This window comes from Kitasatospora sp. NPDC056181, assembly GCF_042266225.1.
Lineage (GTDB): Bacteria > Actinomycetota > Actinomycetes > Streptomycetales > Streptomycetaceae > Kitasatospora.
Genome location: NZ_JBHJUK010000055.1, coordinates 14,628 through 33,621, shown reverse-complemented (window position 1 = coordinate 33,621; position 18,994 = coordinate 14,628). Strand labels below are relative to the sequence as shown.

Below are 18,994 nucleotides of genomic sequence, written 5' to 3'. Positions count from 1 at the left end.
TCCGGCCCGGCATCAGTGCCGGCCTTGCGGGGGAGTGGGCACGATGACGACCGGGCAGTGGGCGCGGTGGAGCAGACCGTGGGGGACGGAGCCGAGCCGCATCCCGGTGAAACCACCGTCACCGCGGCGTCCCACGACTACTGCGAGAGCGTGTTCGGAGGCCTTGGCCAGCTCCTCGACGGGGTGGCCGCGGATCACCTCGTGCGTCAGCGAGACGTCGGGGTGGAGGCCGTGGCGGCCGGCCGTGGTCTCGTGGAGCAGTCGCTGCAAGGTCCGGACAGCCGTTGCCTCGTCGAGACGGCTGATCAGTTGGGACTGCCACACCCAGAGCGCCCGGAGGGCCGCACTCCGCCGTGCTGCGGCGTCGAAGGCGAAGTCGAGGGCCGCGACCGAGGAGGGGCTACCGTCGACCCCCACGACCACGTAGGGCGGGTCCTGGGTGATGTGCTCGGGCTCGCGGACGACCACGACCGGGCAGTGGGCCTGGGCACCGACCGGGACGGTCACGGAGTAGGTGCTCAGCACCTCCTCGGCCCGGCTGAGCCCGCGCGCGCCGAGGACGACGAGCGCGGCGTGGGCCGACTCCCGGCACAGCACCCGGGCGGGGACGTCCTCGGCGACGGCTGTGGTCACGGTCAGAGCGGGGTGCCGCTCGCGAGCCGCTGAGGCGGCCCGGTCCAGGGCCTCGTCACCGCGTTCGCGCAGCGCCTTGTGGTAGCGGCCCTCGTCGTAGGCGTGGAGCCCGTGGGCAGGGGTCGGGATCGCGTGCACCAGGCGCAGCGGCAGCCCTCGGCGGTCGGCCTCGTCGGCCGCCCAGGCGTCGGTCATCCGCCCCGTGGTGACGGCATCGACGCCGAGGACGATCGGCTGGCGCCCGCCGGCGGAAGTCGGGGATGTCATGGCTCCTCCATGGATGGGGCGACCGGATGGCCGCATCCGGCCCTGCTTCCACGCCAGGGGGTCCTCCGGGTTCGGCAGGACCGCCCGGTTGCGGCGCGCAGACGTTCCTCGATGCGCCGCCGCACATCGGCGGTATGCCGGAGCAGTCGCTCGGAGACGACTGCGGCCGGGTGCTGCGGGTCCTCGATCCGCCGTGCGGCGGGCGGGAGCGCGGCCAGGTCGGCCTCGAAGCCGGCCCGGGCCCGGGTGAGAGTGGGCCCCGGGGACGTCCGCTCGTCTCCTGCCGTCGCCGGTCCTGCATTCGACATGGCGTCAGTTCTCCTTGTTCGGAGCTCCATTGGGCGCCGACTCCCGGTGGCTGTCCTGATGCCGGTAATGATGGATCCGGGCATCCGGGCCGGGGAAGTACTCGGTGATCCTGTCGTTGTCCGACCAGCGCACGTCGTAAGGGGGACTGCCGTCCTCGTGGCGCAGGCCGACGATCTCGCCGTCCCGCCGTACCGCACCGGGGCGGGTGCTCTCGACGATGATCCGGTCTCCTGTTGAGGCTCTCATCTGTTCTCCCTACGCCCTGGGGCGACGACCGGCCCGGGGGCGACGGGCTCCGGGGCCTCGACCGGCCCGCGACGCGTCCCGCCCTTCCATGACATCACGCCCTGTGCGGACCGGACCGGGGCCGGGCGTCCCTGCCGGTAGGGCCGGTCGGGCTCCTTCCACGGCCCGGCCTGCCGGGGGTGTCGCGTCGGCGCCGACCGGCCGGCACGGTTCCCTGGTCGGCGAGTACGGAATCGACGGCGAGGGTCGGCCGGGAGGTACGCGGTGCCGGAAGGTCCGCCTGCGTGCGGCCGGACGGTGGGCCGGTCGGCCCTTCCGGAGGAGGGAGGACGAGCGGACGCTGGAGTTGTCCTGACCGCCGGGGCCGAGGTCGAGGAGCCATGCCGTGTCCGCCGTCCCGCACCTGCCACCGACCGCCGAGGCGCTGATCACCGACGGCACGACGGTCGAGATCCGCCCGATCGCCCCGTCGGACCGGGCGGCCGTTCTCGACCTGCACGGGAACCGGATGTCGGAGGAGAGCCGGCGGCTGCGCTTCTTCGGCGCCGGCCGGCGGGCGCCGGAGCTGGCCGCGGAGCGGCTGTGCGGTCCGGTCCGGCCCGGGCTGCTCGCGCTCCTCGACGGTACGCCTGCCCTTACCACCGCCCACCCGGACACCCCGTCGGTGTCCGGCCGCACCCGGGTGCGCGCCTGCAGGAGCCGCCCCGGCATCGCCGTCACCCCCGGCACCGACTTCGCCACCGCGGTCGCCGCCATCACCGCCTCCGGGCGCGGCATACTGCCCGTCGTCACGGCCCATGGAACGGTCGCAGGCGTCGTCGCCGCCTCCGACCTGCTCGCCGCCCACGCCGACGACCACGCCGGGCGAGCCGTCCGGGGCGAACTCCACCCGCAACCCGATCACCGCTCGCCCGAGCAGCTGCTCGCCGAGCGCCTCGCCCCGTGGGGAGAACGACGCCGACGAGTACCGCCACCGCTTGGGCGCCCTCCGCCCTGCCGGCCCCCCGGCAGCAGGCTGACGTCCAGGAGCGCATCATGACCACCCCCGCCCTTGACGCCGCCGCGCTGGAGAATCTGGTCTCCGCCGCGGTGGCCGCACCCTCGATCCACAACAGCCAGCCCTGGCACTTCCGGCTCCAGCCCGAGACCTCGGTTCTGGAGGTACGGGCCGTACGGGAGCGTGCCGTACCGGCCGCCGACCCCCAGGGGCGGGCGATGCACGTCTCCGTCGGCGCCGCAGTGCTCAACCTGCGGGTCGCCGCCCGGCACCTCGGCTGGGCACCGGACGTGCGGCTGCTGCCCGATCCCGCTGACCCGGACCTGTTCGCCACCGTCCGTCTCGACGAGACGTCCCCGGTCCGGCTCCCCGGCACGGAGGCCCTGTACGACGCGATCTGGCGCCGCCACTCCATCCGCACCCCGTTCACCGGCCGACCCGTTCCGGCGGACGTCCTGGACCAGCTGGTCACGGCGGCCCGGGCGGAGGAGACGGTCCTGCGCCTGCCGGGCCGGGAGGAGACGGCCCGGCTGCTCGAACTCACCGCCGAGGCCGAGCGCCGCAACACCACCGACCCCGCCCAGCGGACCGAGAGCCGCAACTGGATCCGCAGCGGGGACGTGCCGCCGTACGGAATCCCGGCCCACGCCCTGGGGCCGCAGGACCGGGACGGTCGGCTCCCCATGCGGGACTTCGCCGCCCTCCGCCCCGTCGAGCACCAGCAGCCCGCCACCTTCGAGCACGAGCCGGTCATCGCGGTGCTCAGCACGGACGACGACCGCCCCGAGGACTGGCTGCGCACCGGGCTCGGCCTGGAGCACGTCCTGCTGGCGGCCACCGCCCACGAGGTGCGGGCCTCGCTCCTGCACCAGGTGATGGAGTGGCCGGAGCTGCGCTGGGCCGCCCGTGAGCCGCACCAGCCGCCGGGGCACGTGCAGATGCTGATCCGCCTCGGCTACGGCCCGGAGGGAACGCCGACCCCCCGGTTGCCGGCCGCCGACGTCCTCGACCCCGAGGCCTAGAAAGGGTTCGTCCTCCCCCGTGGGCCGGCGACGCCGGACCGGGTCGCGGACGCCGATGCCCGGTGCGACGCGATGTCCGCCACGATGCGCTCGGCGAGAGGCGCCACAGCGGCCGCCACCGCAGCCGACAGCCCGGTACCGAGGCTGCCGTCGGCCCCCTCGACCGCGTAGACGACGAGCCGTGGAGGGAGCCTGTCGAGCTCTCGGGCGAGCTCGACGGCCTCGCCGAGGCCGAGCCCGTGGGAGCTCGTCGTGCCGCCCGCCGGCGTCAGCCGGTCACTCTCAAGTGCCAGGCGGTGGACCCGGCCCGGGCGTCCGGGATGTGCATGGGCGGCATCCACCACGATGGCGAGCTCGGCGCCCTCCCACAGGGTGATTAGCCGGGCGGGGTCACCGTCGCACACCCGCAGCACGGTCCCGCCCGGCAGGGGGTGCTGCTCGGCACGTTCTGCCAGCCGCGCCACGACGGCCCAGCCCACACCGTCGTCGTGGCGGTACTCGTTCCCGACGCCGATGACGGCGATCCGCGTTGCGACGTTCATGCACTTCGCCCTTCCCGTACGCCGCAGCCGTGAGTCGCACCGCGGCCAGGCGGGGGCCGTACGGGGATCGGAGGCCGCCACCTGGACCACGCCGGGACGCCCGGCCGCAGGCCCGCGCCCATACTGGCCGGGACAGCTCCTGGCCGGGGCGGTGTGATCGGTGCGCGGAGGTTGACGTGGCGGACGGCGTGGTGGTGATCGACCGGGCCGGACTGAGCGCGCTGATCGTCGTCCTCGCCGGGCGCGGACGCACGGGCGTGGGCCCTACGGTCCGCGACGGGGCGATCGTCCTGGCCGAGCTCTCGGGCGGTGACGAGCTCCCGTACGGTTGGGGGGTCGAGCTGGAGGCCGGGACGTACCGGCTGCGCGTCCGCGATGACGGCGCCGTGTTCGCCCACAGCGCCGGCCCGCAGTCCTGGAAGACGTTCCTGCACCCGCCGCGCGAGCGGCAGTGGACGGCCGACCGCCGCGCCGACGGTCAGCTGGTGATGACGGAGGAGCGGACACCGCCGCCCTCGTACGCCTTCCTCGGCGTCCGTCCGTGCGATCTGCGGGCCATCGCGATCCAGGACCGGGTGCTGACCGGCGGGATGTACACCGACCCGGCCTACCGCGGGCGCCGCGAACGGGCGTTCCTGGTGGCGGTGGAGTGCACCGAACCGGGGGCGACGTGCTTCTGCGTGTCCATGGGCACCGGGCCGGCCGTCGGGCCCGGCTATGACCTGGCGCTCACCGAGGTGCTCGACGCCGACGGCCACCGCTTTCTGCTGCGGGCCGGGAGCGAGGAGGGGGAGTCGGTCCTGGCGGAGCTGCCGAACCGCCCCGCCGACGCCGCGACCCGGACGGCCGCCTCCGAGCGGGTCGCCGGGGCGGCCGACCGGATGGGGCGCAGCATGCCGCCGGTCGACCTGCAGGTGCTGATGCGCGAGACCCTCACGGCGGAGCGCTGGGACGACGTCGCGGCACGTTGCCTGACCTGCGGCAACTGCACCATGGTCTGCCCGACCTGCTTCTGCACCACCGCCGAGGACGTCACCGACCTGACAGGCGACCACGCCGAGCGGTGGCGGCGCTGGGAGTCCTGCTTCGACCTGGACTTCTCGCACCTCCAGGCGGGCCCCGTCCGCGACACCCCGCGCAGTCGGTACCGGCAGTGGGCGACCCACAAACTCGGCACCTGGTACGACCAGTTCGGCAGCTCGGGCTGCGTCGGCTGCGGGCGCTGCATCGTGTGGTGCCCGGTCGGCATCGACATCACCGAGGAGGCCCACGCGCTGCACCGTGAACGCGGTGGCGGCCAGGACGAGGAATCGCCATGACCGTCGCCCGCCACGGATTCCTCGGTGCCCTGCCGCCCGGTCACCGCGACCGCCTGCTGGGCTTCTCCTACGAGGTCGCCTTCCCCGGCGGCACCCGCATCTTCGAGGAGGACGGCGTCGCCGACCGGTTCTGGATCATCCGTTCGGGGCTCGTCGCGCTCGACATCCACGTCCCGGGCCGACGCGAAGCCGTGGTGGAGACGCTCGGCGAGGGCGATCTGCTCGGCTGGTCCTGGCTGTTCGAACCGTACCGCTGGCACCTCGGCGCGCGGACCCGTGGCACCGTGCTGGCGTCCGAGTTCGACGCGGAGCGCGTCCGCGCCGCGTGCGAGGAGGACCCGGCGTTCGGCCTGGCGGTGACGAACCGCGTCGCCCAGGTGATCGCCCGGCGGCTGAAGGCCACCCGCACCCGCCTGCTCGACCTCTACGGTCTCCCCGGTGACGGTGGGGCGCGATGACGACCCCCCTCCCGTACCGGGTGGTCGAACGCAAGGCCGAGACGTCCGACACCGCCACGATCGTCCTGGAGCCCGTCGACGTGCCCCTCCAGCCGTTCACCCCGGGGCAGTTCGCCATGGTGTACGCCTTCGGTGCCGGGGACATCCCGCTCTCGGTCAGCGGCCTGGACGGACACCGGCTGACCCACACCGTCCGTGCGGTCGGCGCGATCTCCGGCGCGCTGCACGGCCTGCGGCCCGGTGCGACGGTCGGCGTACGCGGCCCGTTCGGCACCGGTTGGGAGCTGCCCGCCGCCACCGGGCTCGACCTCCTGGTGGTCGCCGGAGGCATCGGTCTCGCGCCGCTGCGCCCGCTGGTGCGCGCCGCGCTCACCGAGCCCGGGCGGTACGGGCGGCCGAACGTCCTGATCGGCGCGCGTACACCCGGTGACCTGCTCTACACCGAGGAAGTGCGCGGCTGGCAGACGGCCGGGAGGGCGGTGGTCACCGTCGACCGCCCCGACCCGCGGTGGCAGGGCGAGGTCGGCGTCGTCACGACCCTGCTCGACCGTTGCGCCTTCGACCCGCCGGCCGCAGCGGCGTTCATCTGCGGCCCGGAGCCGATGATCCGGGCCACCGCCCGTGACCTGGTGCACCGCGGTGTCGACCCGGACCGGATCCGAGTCTCGCTGGAACGCACCATGCACTGCGGGACGGGCCACTGCGGGCACTGCCAGCTGGGCCCGCTCCTGCTCTGCCGCGACGGGCCGGTCGTCACCTGGACCCGCGCCCAACCCCTGCTCATGGTCCGGGAGTTGTGAAATGCCGAGCACCGCCGACCGGCGCCCGACGCTCGCCGTGTGGAAGTTCGCCTCCTGCGACGGCTGCCAACTCACCCTCCTGGACTGCGAGGACGAGCTCCTCGCGATCGCCGACCGGGTGGAGATCTCGCACTTCCTGGAGGCCTCCAGCGCGAGCGCTCCGGGCCCGTACGACCTCTCGCTCGTCGAAGGCTCGATCACCACCCCGCAGGACGCCGAGCGGATCCAGCACGTCCGCGAGGTCTCGCGGCGGCTGGTGACCATCGGCGCCTGCGCCACCGCCGGCGGTGTCCAGGCGCTGCGCAACTATGCGGACGTGGCCGAGTTCCAGGCCGTCGTCTACGCGCGGCCGGACTACATCGACACGCTCGCCACCTCCACACCGATCAGCGCCCACGTTCCCGTCGACTTCGAACTGCGTGGCTGCCCCATCGACCGGCGCCAGCTCGTCGAGGTCGTCACCGCCTACCTGGCCGGCCGCAAACCGGACGTCCCCGCGCACAGCGTCTGCTTCGAGTGCAAGCAGCGCGGCACGGTCTGTGTCACGGTGGCCCACGGCACTCCCTGCCTCGGTCCGGTCACCCACGCCGGCTGCGGCCCGATCTGCCCCGCGTACCACCGAGGCTGCTACGGCTGCTTCGGCCCCTCGAACTCCACGAACCTCCCCTCCTTCGTTCCCCTGCTGCGCCGCGACGGGATGGACACCCTCGACGTCGTGCGGGTGCTGCGCACGTTCAACACCGCGTCCCCGGAGTTCGACGCGGCCTCCCGAAAGGAGATCGGACGGTGACGCACCGCGGCTCCCGGACGCTCCACGTCGGATCGCTCGCCCGTGTCGAGGGCGAGACCGCGCTGCACCTCGGCCTGGACGACGGCGAGGTCACCGAGGCCCGGCTGGAGATCTACGAACCCCCGCGGTTCTTCGAGGCGTTCCTGCGCGGACGCTCCTACACCGAGCCGCCCGACATCACCTCCCGGGTCTGCGGGATCTGCCCGGTCGCCTACCAGATGAGCGCCTGCCGGGCCGTGGAGGACGCCTGCGGCGTCACCGTCGACGGCCAGTTGGCCGCGCTGCGCCGGCTGCTCTACTGCGGGGAGTGGATCGAGAGCCAGACGCTGCACATCCACCTCCTCCACGCACCCGACTTCCTCGGCTGCGACAGCGCCGTCGACCTGGCCCGCACCCACCGCTTGGACGTCGAACGCGGCCTGCGGCTCAAGCAGGCCGGCAACGCGATCATGGAACTCCTCGGCGGCCGGGCGATCCACCCGGTCAACGTCCGCCTCGGCGGCTTCCACCGCACTCCGACCACTGCCGAACTGCGGCCGCTGGCCGAGCGGTTGCGGCGCGCCCGGGACGACGCACAACAGTCGGTGCGCTGGGTGGCGGGCTTCGACTTCCCCGACGCCGGCTGCGACCACGACCTGCTCGCCCTGGCCGAACCCGGCAGCTACGCCATCGAGTCAGGCACCCCGACCGTTATGCCCGCCCCGCAGACCGCCGGACTGCCCGCCGACTCCGACCGCGCGCTACCCACCCGCACCTTCGCGGTCCACGACTTCGGAGACCACGTCGTCGAGAGCCAGGTGCCGCACTCCACCGCGCTCCACTCGCTGCTGGACGGCCGCCGTCATCTCACCGGCTCGCTCGCCCGCTACGCGATCAGCGGCCGCTGGCTCTCCCCGCTCGCCCTCCAGGCCGCCGAGGACGCCGGACTCGGCGACCCACGCCAGGGCGTGGTCTGCCGCAACCCCTTCCGGAGCATCATCGTCCGGGCGGTCGAGGTGCTCCACGCGGTCGACGAGGCGCTGCGCATCATCGACGCGTACGAGCCCCCACCGCGTCCCCACGCCGAGGTGACACCGCGAGCCGCCATCGGTCACGGCGCCACCGAGGCACCGAGAGGGCTCCTCTACCACCGTTATGCCATCAACGGCGAAGGGACCGTCACCGACGCCGCCCTGGTCCCGCCGACCGCGCAGAACCAGGGCGCGATCGAGGCGGACCTTCGCCGCATCGTGCAGGAGCGCCTGGGAGACGGCGACGCCACCGACGCCGAACTGACCGCCCTGTGCGAACGGGCGATCCGCAACCACGACCCGTGCATCTCGTGCTCGGCCCACTTCCTCGACCTCACCGTCGAGCGCACCTCGGCCTGCGACTGAAGCGGCTGCGACGCCTGTGTTCGGACGGCGCCGCGCGCGGGCCCGTGGACGGGCCCCCACCGTCGTCGTCGGCGTCGACGGCTCGCCCAGTTCGTTGGCGGCACTGCGCCGGGCACTCGAACTCGCCCGGTTTCCTGCGCGGATCCCATGGCGAACCTTCCCTGGGGCGGGGTGAGGGGTTGCTCGGTCATCGTGGACTGCTCCTTGGGCCGGTCGGACCGGTACGGGCTCGTGGCGGCCGGTTCCGGGCGGGGGGCCGGCCTTGCCGTGGCTCAGCGCCGGCACAGTGGTGGCACGCGGGCGGGCGGTGGCGACCGTCACCGCCACCGGCACCGACAGCGCGTTGGGCCGGATCGCCGCCTCGCTCCACCCGCGTCCCCGGGCCACCCCGTTGCAACAGCGGCTCGCCGGGCTCGGACGGGTGCTTGCGCTGGTCACGGTCGCCCTCTGTCTGGTGGTCTTCGTCCTCGGGCTGGCGCGCGGCCAGGCACCCGAGGCGATGGCGGTCACCGCGATCAGTCTCGCCGTGGCGGCCGTGCCGGAGTCACTGCCCGCGGTGGTGACACTCGCGCTGGCGATCGGAGCCCGCCGGATGGCCGCCCGTCACGCCATCGTGCGCCGGCTCGCGGCCGTCGAGACGCTCGGCTCGGTCACCGTGCTCGCGACCGACAAGACCGGCACGCTCACCGAGGGCCGGATGGTGGTCGAGCGGCTGTGGGCACCCGGGTGGGAGGCCACGGTGACCGGCACCGGTTACCGCCCGCAGGGCGAGGTCCTGGTGGAGCCTCCGGAGGGGCGAGATCGGGCTCGGGCACTGCTGCGGGTGGCGGCGCTGTGCAACGACGCCTCGCTGCGGCCGCCGCAGCCCGGCGAGGACGGGCAGTGGACGGCGCTGGGAGACCCGACCGAGGCGGCCCTCCTGGTGGCGGCGACCAAGGCGGGCCACGACCCCGCCGTGCTCGCAGAGCTGTCCCCGCGGGTGGACGAGCTGCCGTTCGACAGCCTCCGCAAGCGGATGACGACGGTGCACCGGACGCCTGCCGGGCGGTTGGAGATCTGCCTGAAAGGCGCTCCCGAGGCCGTTCTCGATCCCGCCGTGGTGGACGACGACGCCGATGCGCTGGCCCGGGTGGCGGAGCACGCGGCGCGGCTCGCCGCCGACGGTTACCGGGTCCTGGCCGTGGCGTCGGGTCTGCGGGACCGCCCGGGCGGCGCGGTCGAGTCGGGGCTGCAGCTGCTCGGGCTCGCGGCGCTCAGTGACCCGCCCAAACCTGCGGCCGAGGCCACTGTCGCCGCGTGTCGGCGCGCCGGAATCACCCCGATCCTGATCACCGGTGACCACCCGGCCACCGCCCGCGCGATCGCCGAGCGGGTCGGTCTCCTCCAGCCCGGTACGGGCCCGGTCGGCGGCGAGGTTGCCACCGGCCGCGACCTCGCCGCGAGCCTGGTCCCCGACCTCACCGCCGTGCGCGTCTTCGCCCGCACGGATCCGCAGCAGAAGCTCGACATCGTCGAGGCCTGGCGCGCGGCCGGCGCCGTCACCGCGATGACCGGCGACGGCGTCAACGACGGCCCGGCACTCCAGCAGGCGGACATCGGCGTGGCGATGGGCCGACGTGGCACCGAGGTGGCCCGCCAGGCCGCTGACCTGGTGCTCGCCGACGACGAACTCGCCACGCTGGTCTCGGCCGTGGAGGAGGGGCGGCGGGTCTACGACAACATCCGCCGCTTCCTGCTGTACGCCATGTCCGGCGGAGCCGCGGAGATCCTGGTCATGCTTCTGGGCCCGCTGTTCGGTCTCGCGCTGCCGCTGCGCGCCGGCCAGATCCTGTGGATCAACCTGCTCACCCACGGCCTGACCGGCGTCGCGGTCGGCGCCGAACCGGTCTCCGCCCAGGCGATGCGGCGACCGCCCCGATCCCCTCACGAGCACGTGCTCGGCGCCGGCCTGTGGGAGGGCGTCCTCGCGCTGGGTGCGACGGTCACCGCCGTGAGCCTGGCAGTCGCCCTGTGGGCCGAGGCGGCCGGGCGGCCCTGGCAGAGCGTGTTGTTCCTCGCCCTGCTGGCGGCGCAGCTCGGCGTGGTCCTCGGGCTGCGCGAGCGGCTGTTCACCCGGGCGAACCCGTTCCTTCCGGCGGCCGTCCTGGCGTCGGCGGGGCTGGCGGTGGCCGCCCTGTACCTGCCGCTGCTCCAGGACGTCCTGCAGACCGTGCCACTGTCCTGGGCGGACATCGGGGCGGCGGGGACGGCCGGGCTGGCAGCCTTCGGGGCGGCACGGCTGGGCGCGCGCGGGCTGATCCTCCCGGCACGGCGGCAGGGCTGAGCGGGGCCCGCCTCCGGCCGGGCGACGGTGCGTGGCGGTCTGGCTCACGGTGTGCGGCGGCCGTGCTCGGCGGCGACCCGGCGGGCGTGGGCGACGATCTCATCGGCCGCTCGCTCACTGATCCCGAGGGCGTGCGTGAGCCGGTGCGCGCTCCAACCGTGGCGGGCCAGCAGGACGGCGAGCGGATGGTGCCCGGACGCCTCGGGGGCGGGACGCACCGACGCCGGCGCGACGGCGGCCGGCGCGGCGTGTCCTGCCGCGCGGTGCCGCACCAGGGCCCGGCGCAGCTCGTCCGCACCCCAGACGACGAACGGGAACGGCACCACGACGGCCAGCTGGGCCGGGGTGAGTGCCGCCGTCCCGAACACGTGGTGCAGGGGTGGCAGGTAGACGATCGCGGCGGCGAAGGCGAGGGAGAAGCCGATGCCGCCGAGCAGCCGGCGATTGCTGAGGACGCCGATGGAACGCAGCGAGGCGCGGTCGGTGCGGGCGGCGAAGGCGGTGCCGATCTGGCAGGCGACGATGCCGAGCCAGGTGACCGTGGTGGCCTGCTCGTAGGTCAGGTGCAGCGCGGTGCCGGGGCCGGTCGGGGCACCGGGGTGCCAGCCTCCCAGCGTGAGGGTGAGCAGGAACCCGGACATCACCAGGCAGGCCGAGATCAGTCCGAGGAAGCCCCAGGCCCGGGCCAGCATCGCGGGCTGGATCACCCGCTCGCCGCGCGGGCGCGGGGGGCGGTCCATCAGCCCGGGCTCGGCGCGTTCGCGGCCGAGGGCGAGGGCCGGGAGGGTGTCGGTGCCGAGGTCGACGGCGAGGATCTGCATCACCGTGAGCGGCAGCGGGACGGCACCGCCCGCGAGAGCGAACACCAGGAAGGGGACGACCTCGGGGACGGCGTGGGTGAAGATGTAGACGATGAACTTGCGGATGTTGTCGTACGTCCGCCGGCCGGCCTCGACCGCCGCGACAATCGTGGCGAAGTTGTCGTCGGTCAGCACCATGGTCGCCGACTCGCGGGCGACGTCCGTGCCGGAGCGGCCCATGGCGACGCCGATGTCGGCGCGACGCAGGGCGGGGGCGTCGTTGACGCCGTCCCCGGTCATCGCCACGGTGTGACCCTCGGCGCGCAGCGCGTCCGCGATCCTCAGCTTGGCCTCGGGCGAGGTACGGGCGAAGATCACCTCCTCGCCCCGGGCGAGCAGTGTGTCCAGCTCCGGCTCGCTCATCGCGGCCAGCTCGGTGCCGGTGACGATGCGGGAACCGCGGTGGCCGATGCCGACCTGCTCGGCGATGGCGGCCGCGGTGAGGCCGTTGTCACCGGTGACGACGTGCACGGTGATGCCGGCCCGATGAGCGAGCGCGATCGCGTCGGCGACCTCGGGCCGGGCCGGGTCGGCCATCCCGACCAGGCCGGTCAGACACAGATCCCGCTCGGCCTCCTCGCGGCCGGCGGGCGGCGGCTCGCCGGACGGCAGTCGCCGCCGGGCCACCGCCAGCACCCGCAGTCCCCGGGCGGCCAGGACGCCGACGGCGTGCACCACCTCGGTCCGGTCGTCCGGTGTCAGGGCCCGCTCCACTCCGTGGTCGAGGAGGCGGGTGGCGCGGGTGAGGACCTCCTCCGGCGCACCCTTGGTGTGCAGGACGACCGCGCCGTCCCCGGTGTCGGCGGTGGTCATGAGCTTGATGCGCGGGTCGAAGCGGAACACGGCACGGCGATCGAGGTCGCGCCGCTCGGGCGGGCAGGGCACGCCCAGGCGGTCGGCCAGAGCGAGCAGCGCGAGCTCGGTCGGGTCGCCGTGGCCCGCGTCCGGATGCGCCGTCGTGCAGGCGGCCGCCACCTCGGCGACCAGCCGGACCTGCGGCGGCACGTTCGGCGGCGCGTCGACGGCGGTCTCGCCACCCGGGGTCCAGACGGTCGTCACCAGCATCCGGTTCTCCGTCAGCGTGCCCGTCTTGTCGGTGCACACGACCGTTGTGGAACCCAGTGTCTCGACGGCGGACAGCCGTTTGACCACGGCCCCGCGCCGGGCCAGGTCCCGGACCCCGGAGGCCAGCGCCAACGTGATGGTCGGCAGCAGGCCCTCCGGGACGTTGGCGACCAGCAGGCCGATGGCGAAGCTCACCGCGGCGGCGAGCGAGAGGCCCGCCGCGAGGCCGATCGGCAGGAAGGCCAGTCCGACGCCGACGGCAACCACCGCGATCAGCCGGGCGGCCCGCTTGACCTGGTGCTCCAGCGGGCTCTCCTCGCGCCGGGTGCGCTGGCTGAGCGCGGCGATCCGGCCGAGCTCGGTGTGCATGCCGGTGGCGGTCACCACCGCCCGGGCATCGCCACCCGTGCACGCCGTGCCGGAGAACAGCAGGTCACGGGCGTCCAGCAGGGAGCCTTCGACGTCCACCAGGTCGGCCGAGCGGAACACCGGCACCGACTCGCCGGTCAGCGCCGACAGGTCGACCTCCACGCCGCCCGTGAGCAGCCGGGCGTCGGCGGAGATCCGCTCGCCCTCCTCGACCACCAGCACATCCCCCGGGACCAGCGCCTGGACGGCCACGTCCCGTTGGACGCCGTCGCGCACCACCGTCGCCCGTTCCGGCAGGAACGCCGCCAGCGCCTCCACCGCCCGCTCGGCCTGCTGCTCCTGGGCGAAGGCGAGCGCGGCGTTGAGCAGGATCACCGCCACGATCGCCACCGCCAGCGCCGGGGCCCCGCTGACGGCCGCGAGCACGGCCGCGACGGCCAGCAACAGGGCGAGCGGGTGCGTGAACTGCTGCGCGAGCTCGCGAGGCCAGCGACGCCCCCCGCGCCGGGCGAGGGTGTTGGGACCGTACACGGCCTGGCGCCGAACCGCCTCACGCTCCGGCAGACCCGCCGGTGACGTGCGCAGATCCCGGAACAGCAGCGCCATCGGCTCGCGCGGGTCAGGGGCGTCCGAGAGGTCGGCCGGCCGGAGTGCCGTGGTCGGTGCCATGCTCCCTCCCCGGTGGTCGCGGGGCGGCCCGGTGCTCACGAGCCCTGTACGAACCGTAGGCAGGAGTCCGGGACCGGTGGGAGGGCCGACCGGCCCGGGCATCGGGGCGAGCGGCCCTGGTTGCAGCCACCGGCCCGGCTCGGGGATCCACGGCCGGTAGGTCCGCCGCTTGCCGGCCTTCCACGCGTCGCGTTCGTACGGGTTCCGCCTGCTGGCGCGGGCGCGGGCTTCGACAGATCGGGCCCCTCCGGCGCCTTGCCTCCCTCCGGCTGCCCCACCTGGGGTACGCCGATGGCCGCTACGTCCAGCGTGCGCCGCTGACGCCAGCGCGGCAGACCGGCGGAACCGCGTGTCCTGGGCGCCGCACAGGGCCGGGCGGACCAGCGGACGGACGGTGGTCAACGCTCCTGCTCGGCGTCCGCCACGGCACGCTTGACGGCGGCGAAGCTGTCCGGGGTGACGGAGATGGAGTCGATCCCCGCCTGCACCAGGAAGCGGGTGAAGTCCGGGTCGTTGCTGGGGCGTTGGCCGCAGAGCCCGACGTGGCGGCCGGCCGCGTGCGCGGTGGCGATCAGGGATTCGATGCTGCGGGTGACGGCCGGGTTCCGCTCGTCGAAGAGGTGGGCGAGCAGGCCGGAGTCACGGTCGACGCCGAGGGTGAGCTGGGTGAGGTCGTTGCTGCCGATCGAGAAGCCGTCGAAGCGCTCGGCGAACTGCTCGGCGAGCAGGATGTTCGACGGGATCTCTGCCATGACGTACACCCGCAGGCCGTTCGCGCCCCGCGCCAGCCCGTTGTCCGAGTGCGGGAGCGTGGGCGGCGGGGCTGACGGCGCCGGTCCGTCAGTCGGCGAAGAGGTGCGATTTGGTGGCGCGGTCGCGGCGCCCTCGGAATCGTGCTGGAAGTGGGGATTCGGGTGTCCGGGCCGGGAAGTACTCGGTCACCCGGTCGTCCTCCGACCAGCGCACGTCGTACGGCGGACTGCCGTCCGGATGGTGCAGTCCGACGACCTCGCCGTCCCCGCGGGTTCCGCGTCCTGCAGGACCTCGGCATCGGGGCGGGCGGTCGCCGGTTCGAGAACGCGGGTGAGTAGCGCAGCCTCCTCGTCCCGGTCTCCGGCGGTTCCACCTGCTGACCGGGCCGGGAAGGCGTGCAGTGCCTCTCAGCGGCAGGCCGTAACGCCGGGCGGCATCGAAGGCGAACGCGAGCGCAGCCCCGGCGGGGCGGCGCGCGTCCAGGCCGACGGTGACGGGCAGATCCGACGGGCAGTTCCACGGTGGTGGTCTCCTTGAGGTGATCCTCCTGCTCCAGGTCAGGCGTTCACGTGCCAGTCGGCGATTTCGGGGAGGTCGGTCCCGTGTTCGCGGATCCAGTCGTGGTGGCGCACGCGCTGGTCGGCCATCCGCTGGCGGACGGCGGCGGCGCGGACGGCGAGGCCGGGGACGCGGTCGATGACGTCCATGACCAGCCGGTAGCGGTCGAGGTCGTTGCGGACGACCATGTCGAAGGGCGTGGTGGTGGTGCCGGACTCCTTGTACCCGCGGACGTGCAGGTGCGGGTGGACGGCGCGGCGGTAGGCGAGGCGGTGGATGAGCCACGGGTAGCCGTGGTAGGCGAAGATCACCGGCCGGTCGGTGGTGAACAAGGCGTCGAACTCGTGGTCGGGCATGCCGTGCGGATGTTCTTCGGCGGGCATCAGGCGGGCGAGGTCGACCACGTTGACCACCCGGACCGCGAGGTCGGGGAGGTGGCGGCGCAGGAGGTCGGCTGCGGCGACGACCTCCTGGGTGGGTACGTCGCCGGCGCAGGCGAGGACCACGTCGGGCTCGCGGGTGCCGTGGTCGGTGCCGGCCCACTCCCAGATGCCGGCACCGCGGGCGCAGTGGGCGCGGGCCTCGTCCAGGGTGAGCCAGTCGAAGCAGGGCTGCTTGCCGGCGACGACGACGTTGACGTAGTCACGACTGCGCAGGACGTGGTCGGCGACGGCGAGCAGGGTGTTGGCGTCCGGCGGGAAGTAGACGCGGACGGCTTCGGGGCTCTTGTTGAGGACGTGGTCGACGAAGCCGGGATCCTGGTGCGAGAAGCCGTTGTGGTCCTGGCGCCAGACGTGTGAGGTGAGCAGGTAGTTGAGTGAGGCGAGCGGTGCGCGCCAGGGGATCCGACGAGTGGTGCGCAGCCATTTGATGTGCTGGTTGACCATGGAGTCGACGATGTGGACGAACGCCTCGTAGCAGGAGAAGAGGCCGTGCCGGCCGGTCAGCAGGTAGCCCTCCAGCCAGCCCTGGCAGGTGTGCTCGGAGAGGATCTCCATCACCCGGCCGTCCCGGGCGAGGTGTTCGTCGACCGGCAGGGTGTCCGCCTGCCACGCCTTTCCGGTGGCGGTGTAGACGGCCTGGAGGCGGTTGGAGGCGGTCTCGTCGGGGCCGACCAGGCGGAAGTCCCGGCGCTCGGCAGTGGCAGCCATCAGATCGGCGAGCAGGTCACCGAGGATCCGGGTCGGTTCGTGCAGGGTGCTGCCGGGTTTGTCGACGGGGACGGCGTAGCGCTCCGGTGCCGGGACCGGGAGGTCACGCAGCAGTAGCCCGCCGTTGGCGTGCGGGTTGGCGCCGAGTCGGCGGGTGCCCTCGGGGATGCAGGCGAGGACCTGGTCGGTCGGCCGGCCGCGTTCGTCGAAGAGTTCCTCGGGGCGGTAGGAGCGCAGCCAGGCCTCCAGTTCCGCGAGGTGCCCGGGGTTGTCGCGGACCTGGTCGAGCGGGACCTGGTGGGCCCGCCAGGTGCCCTCCACCGGCACGCCGTCCACCTCGGCCGGCCCGGTCCAGCCCTTCGGTGTGCGCAGCACGATCAGCGGCCAGTGCGGGCGGCGGGTGCGGCCGTCGGCGCGGGCCCCGTCCTGGATCGCGGCGATTCGGTCGAGTGCGGTGTCCATGGCTGCCGCCATCGCCTGGTGGACCGTCAGCGGGTCGTTGCCGGTGACGTACAGCGGGGAGTGGCCGTAACCGCGCAACAGGGCGTCGAGCTCCGCCTCGGGCAGGCGGGCGAGTACGGTCGGGTTGGCGATCTTGTAGCCGTTGAGGTGGAGGATCGGCAGGACGGCGCCGTCGTGTACCGGGTCGAGGAACTTGTTGCCGTGCCAGGAGGCGGCCAGCGGACCGGTCTCGGCCTCGCCGTCGCCGATCACACACGCGACCAGCAGGCCGGGGTTGTCCAGTGCCGCACCGTAGGCGTGGGAGAGCGCGTAGCCGAGCTCGCCCCCCTCGTGGATGGAGCCGGGCGTCTCGGGAGCGACGTGGCTGGGCACGCCGCCGGGAAAGGAGAACTGGCGGAACAGTCGCGCCATCCCTTCCGCGTCGCGGGTCACCGTGGGGTACGTGTCGGTGTAGCTGCCCTCCAGCCAGGAGTTGGCCAGGACCGCAGGGCCGCCGTGCCCGGGCCCCCAGACGCAGATCGCGTCCAGGTCGCGGGCCTTGACCACGCGGTTGAGGTGGGTGTGCACGAGGTTGAGGCCCGGCGAGGTGCCCCAGTGGCCCAGCAGGCGCGGCTTGATGTGCTCGGGGCGCAGCGGCTCACGCAGCAGCGGGTTGGCGAGCAGGTAGATCTGGCCGGCCGCCAGGTAGTCGGCGGCCCGCCAGTGCGCGTCCAGGGCGTGAAGCTCCTGGGGGGACAGGGGGAGCGGCACCGGACGGTCGATGCTGGCCATGAGTGCGGGCCTCCTCGGAGCGGTCGGGACGTGTTCCAGTCATCGTCACGCTCCGGAAGCCGGCGCGCACAGGGCCCACCGGGGTATTCCGGCGAGGCCCGGGTGGGGACCTGTGGCCCCACCGATGGGGCCCGCGCGACCCTGCGCCCGACCCCCGCTCCCGGTGCACGCTGGCCGTGCCTGCCGACCGGCGCAGGCCCGACGACGTTCGGACAGGACATGACGGGCCGTGGGCGCGAAGCGAAGGCCTACCCGGTGGGCGGCGGCAGCGCCTCCCTCGCCGGGTCGGTCCGGCCGCGACGAGCTCGCACCCGACTCCGGACCCGCAACCCCACTCGGAGGAAACCGATGACCCCTTACGTGATGGCCGCCGTCGACGGCTCGCCGCAAAGCCTCACGGCGGCACGCTGGGCGGCCGACGAGGCCGTCCGCCGTGGTCTGCACCTTCGCCTCGTCCACGCCCGGACCTGGGAGGACGACATCGATGCGGACCCGGGGCAACCCGCGGACGTCCGTGCCCTCACGACCCGCATGCTCGTGGAGGCGCGGCAGGAGGTCAGCCGCTCCTTCCCCGGTCTGGAGATCCGGGCCGAACTGATCGGCGACGGCGTCCCGGCCGACGTACTGGCCGGAGCCGCCGCCACGGCCGAACTGCTCGTCCTCGGCTCGCGAGGACTGGGCGGCTTCGACCGGCTGCTGCTCGGCTCGGTGGGCCAGGGTGTCGCCGCGCGTTGCGACGCTCCGGTCGTCCTGGTCCGCGCGTCGGACACGGAGCGCACCGACGTACCCGAAGGCCCGAAGGTGGTCGTCGGCATCGACACCCGCGCACCCTCGGACGCCGTCATCGATTTCGCGTTCCGCGAGGCCGCTGCGCGCGGTGCCGTACTTCACGCCGTCCACGGCTGGGAGCCCCCGCCGGTCTGGGGCTACGCCGGGTGGGTGACTCCGCAGACCGAGACCGAACAGTTCCGCTCCATCGAGGCCGAGCTGCTCGGCGAGGCGCTGACGGGTTGGCGCGAGAAGTTCCCGGACACCGTCGTGGTCGAGGACAGCCGGATCGGCACCGGTGCCGGTGCCGTGGTGGACGCCTCCACGGGTGCGGCGCTCACCGTGGTCGGCCGTCGCAGGCGGCCGCACCCCGTCGGACTGCGGCTCGGCCCGGTGGCCCACGCGGTGATCCACCACGCCCAGTCGCCGGTCGCCGTCGTCCCGCACGACTGAGCCGAGGGCTGTGCGCGGATAGCCCTCCCGGTC

Annotated in this window: 16 protein-coding genes; 9 read left to right on the top strand and 7 right to left on the bottom strand. The window is 73.9% G+C overall.

Annotation, left to right across the window (positions count from 1 at the left end; translation table 11 throughout):
• Positions 1 to 12: 12 nt before the first annotated feature.
• Positions 13 to 900, bottom strand: a complete 888-nt coding sequence (locus ACFC1F_RS21430) for a universal stress protein (RefSeq protein WP_376160349.1) — start codon at positions 898 to 900, stop codon at positions 13 to 15.
• Positions 901 to 1,212: 312 nt separating this feature from the next.
• Complete coding sequence (locus ACFC1F_RS21425) at positions 1,213 to 1,455, bottom strand: DUF1918 domain-containing protein (RefSeq protein ID WP_376160347.1); 243 nt, start codon at positions 1,453 to 1,455, stop codon at positions 1,213 to 1,215.
• Positions 1,456 to 1,840: 385 nt separating this feature from the next.
• Here ACFC1F_RS21425 and ACFC1F_RS21420 point away from each other — a divergent pair, with 385 nt between their 5' ends.
• Together ACFC1F_RS21420 and ACFC1F_RS21415 are read left to right on the top strand one after the other, a co-directional pair.
• Complete coding sequence (locus ACFC1F_RS21420) at positions 1,841 to 2,494, top strand: hypothetical protein (protein WP_376160345.1); 654 nt, start codon at positions 1,841 to 1,843, stop codon at positions 2,492 to 2,494.
• The gene (locus ACFC1F_RS21415) at positions 2,491 to 3,474 is read left to right on the top strand and encodes an Acg family FMN-binding oxidoreductase (protein WP_376160343.1); all 984 of its coding nucleotides are present in this window, start codon (positions 2,491 to 2,493) and stop codon (positions 3,472 to 3,474) included. The genes ACFC1F_RS21420 and ACFC1F_RS21415 overlap by 4 nt, the downstream gene beginning before the upstream one ends.
• On the opposite strand, the gene ACFC1F_RS21410 is transcribed toward ACFC1F_RS21415, so the two are convergent.
• Positions 3,471 to 4,016 carry a hydrogenase maturation protease gene (locus ACFC1F_RS21410; protein ID WP_376160341.1) on the bottom strand — a complete coding sequence of 182 codons (546 nt, stop codon included), beginning with the start codon at positions 4,014 to 4,016 and terminating at the stop codon, positions 3,471 to 3,473. The two genes, ACFC1F_RS21415 and ACFC1F_RS21410, sit on opposite strands and share 4 nt — an antisense overlap.
• A gap of 176 nt (positions 4,017 to 4,192) precedes the next feature.
• Between ACFC1F_RS21410 and ACFC1F_RS21405 the strand changes: the two genes are divergently transcribed.
• The 6 genes from ACFC1F_RS21405 (at position 4,193) to ACFC1F_RS21380 (ending at position 11,082) form a co-directional block, all read left to right on the top strand.
• Complete coding sequence (locus ACFC1F_RS21405) at positions 4,193 to 5,335, top strand: 4Fe-4S dicluster domain-containing protein (RefSeq protein WP_376160339.1); 1,143 nt, start codon at positions 4,193 to 4,195, stop codon at positions 5,333 to 5,335.
• Positions 5,332 to 5,793 carry a cyclic nucleotide-binding domain-containing protein gene (locus ACFC1F_RS21400; protein WP_376160337.1) on the top strand — a complete coding sequence of 154 codons (462 nt, stop codon included), beginning with the start codon at positions 5,332 to 5,334 and terminating at the stop codon, positions 5,791 to 5,793. The genes ACFC1F_RS21405 and ACFC1F_RS21400 overlap by 4 nt, the downstream gene beginning before the upstream one ends.
• The gene (locus ACFC1F_RS21395; RefSeq protein WP_376160335.1) at positions 5,790 to 6,593 is read left to right on the top strand and encodes an FAD/NAD(P)-binding protein; all 804 of its coding nucleotides are present in this window, start codon (positions 5,790 to 5,792) and stop codon (positions 6,591 to 6,593) included. Before ACFC1F_RS21400 ends, ACFC1F_RS21395 begins: the two co-directional genes overlap by 4 nt.
• A 1-nt stretch (position 6,594) precedes the next feature.
• Entirely contained in the window at positions 6,595 to 7,383 is a 789-nt protein-coding gene (locus ACFC1F_RS21390) for an oxidoreductase (RefSeq protein ID WP_376160333.1), read from the top strand.
• Complete coding sequence (locus ACFC1F_RS21385) at positions 7,380 to 8,759, top strand: Ni/Fe hydrogenase subunit alpha (RefSeq protein ID WP_376160331.1); 1,380 nt, start codon at positions 7,380 to 7,382, stop codon at positions 8,757 to 8,759. The genes ACFC1F_RS21390 and ACFC1F_RS21385 overlap by 4 nt, the downstream gene beginning before the upstream one ends.
• A 262-nt stretch (positions 8,760 to 9,021) precedes the next feature.
• Positions 9,022 to 11,082: a cation-translocating P-type ATPase gene (locus ACFC1F_RS21380; RefSeq protein ID WP_376160329.1), complete on the top strand. Its 2,061-nt coding sequence runs from the start codon at positions 9,022 to 9,024 to the stop codon at positions 11,080 to 11,082.
• 44 nt (positions 11,083 to 11,126) lie between these two features.
• On the opposite strand, the gene ACFC1F_RS21375 is transcribed toward ACFC1F_RS21380, so the two are convergent.
• The 4 genes from ACFC1F_RS21375 to ACFC1F_RS21360 all read right to left on the bottom strand — a co-directional run bounded on the left by ACFC1F_RS21375 (position 11,127) and on the right by ACFC1F_RS21360 (position 17,740).
• Positions 11,127 to 14,045: a cation-translocating P-type ATPase gene (locus ACFC1F_RS21375; RefSeq protein WP_376160327.1), complete on the bottom strand. Its 2,919-nt coding sequence runs from the start codon at positions 14,043 to 14,045 to the stop codon at positions 11,127 to 11,129.
• A gap of 398 nt (positions 14,046 to 14,443) precedes the next feature.
• Positions 14,444 to 14,797, bottom strand: coding sequence for a putative PEP-binding protein (locus ACFC1F_RS21370; protein ID WP_376160325.1), 354 nt, complete (start codon positions 14,795 to 14,797; stop codon positions 14,444 to 14,446).
• A gap of 88 nt (positions 14,798 to 14,885) precedes the next feature.
• A complete protein-coding gene (locus ACFC1F_RS21365; RefSeq protein ID WP_376160379.1) occupies positions 14,886 to 15,044 on the bottom strand; it encodes a DUF1918 domain-containing protein in 159 nt (52 codons plus the stop codon).
• Between the two features lie 311 nt (positions 15,045 to 15,355).
• Positions 15,356 to 17,740 (bottom strand): phosphoketolase, encoded by a 2,385-nt coding sequence (locus ACFC1F_RS21360; RefSeq protein ID WP_376160323.1) that lies wholly within the window; start codon positions 17,738 to 17,740, stop codon positions 15,356 to 15,358.
• A gap of 348 nt (positions 17,741 to 18,088) precedes the next feature.
• Between ACFC1F_RS21360 and ACFC1F_RS21355 the strand changes: the two genes are divergently transcribed.
• Positions 18,089 to 18,961, top strand: coding sequence for a universal stress protein (locus tag ACFC1F_RS21355; RefSeq protein ID WP_376160321.1), 873 nt, complete (start codon positions 18,089 to 18,091; stop codon positions 18,959 to 18,961).
• Positions 18,962 to 18,994 lie beyond the last annotated feature (33 nt).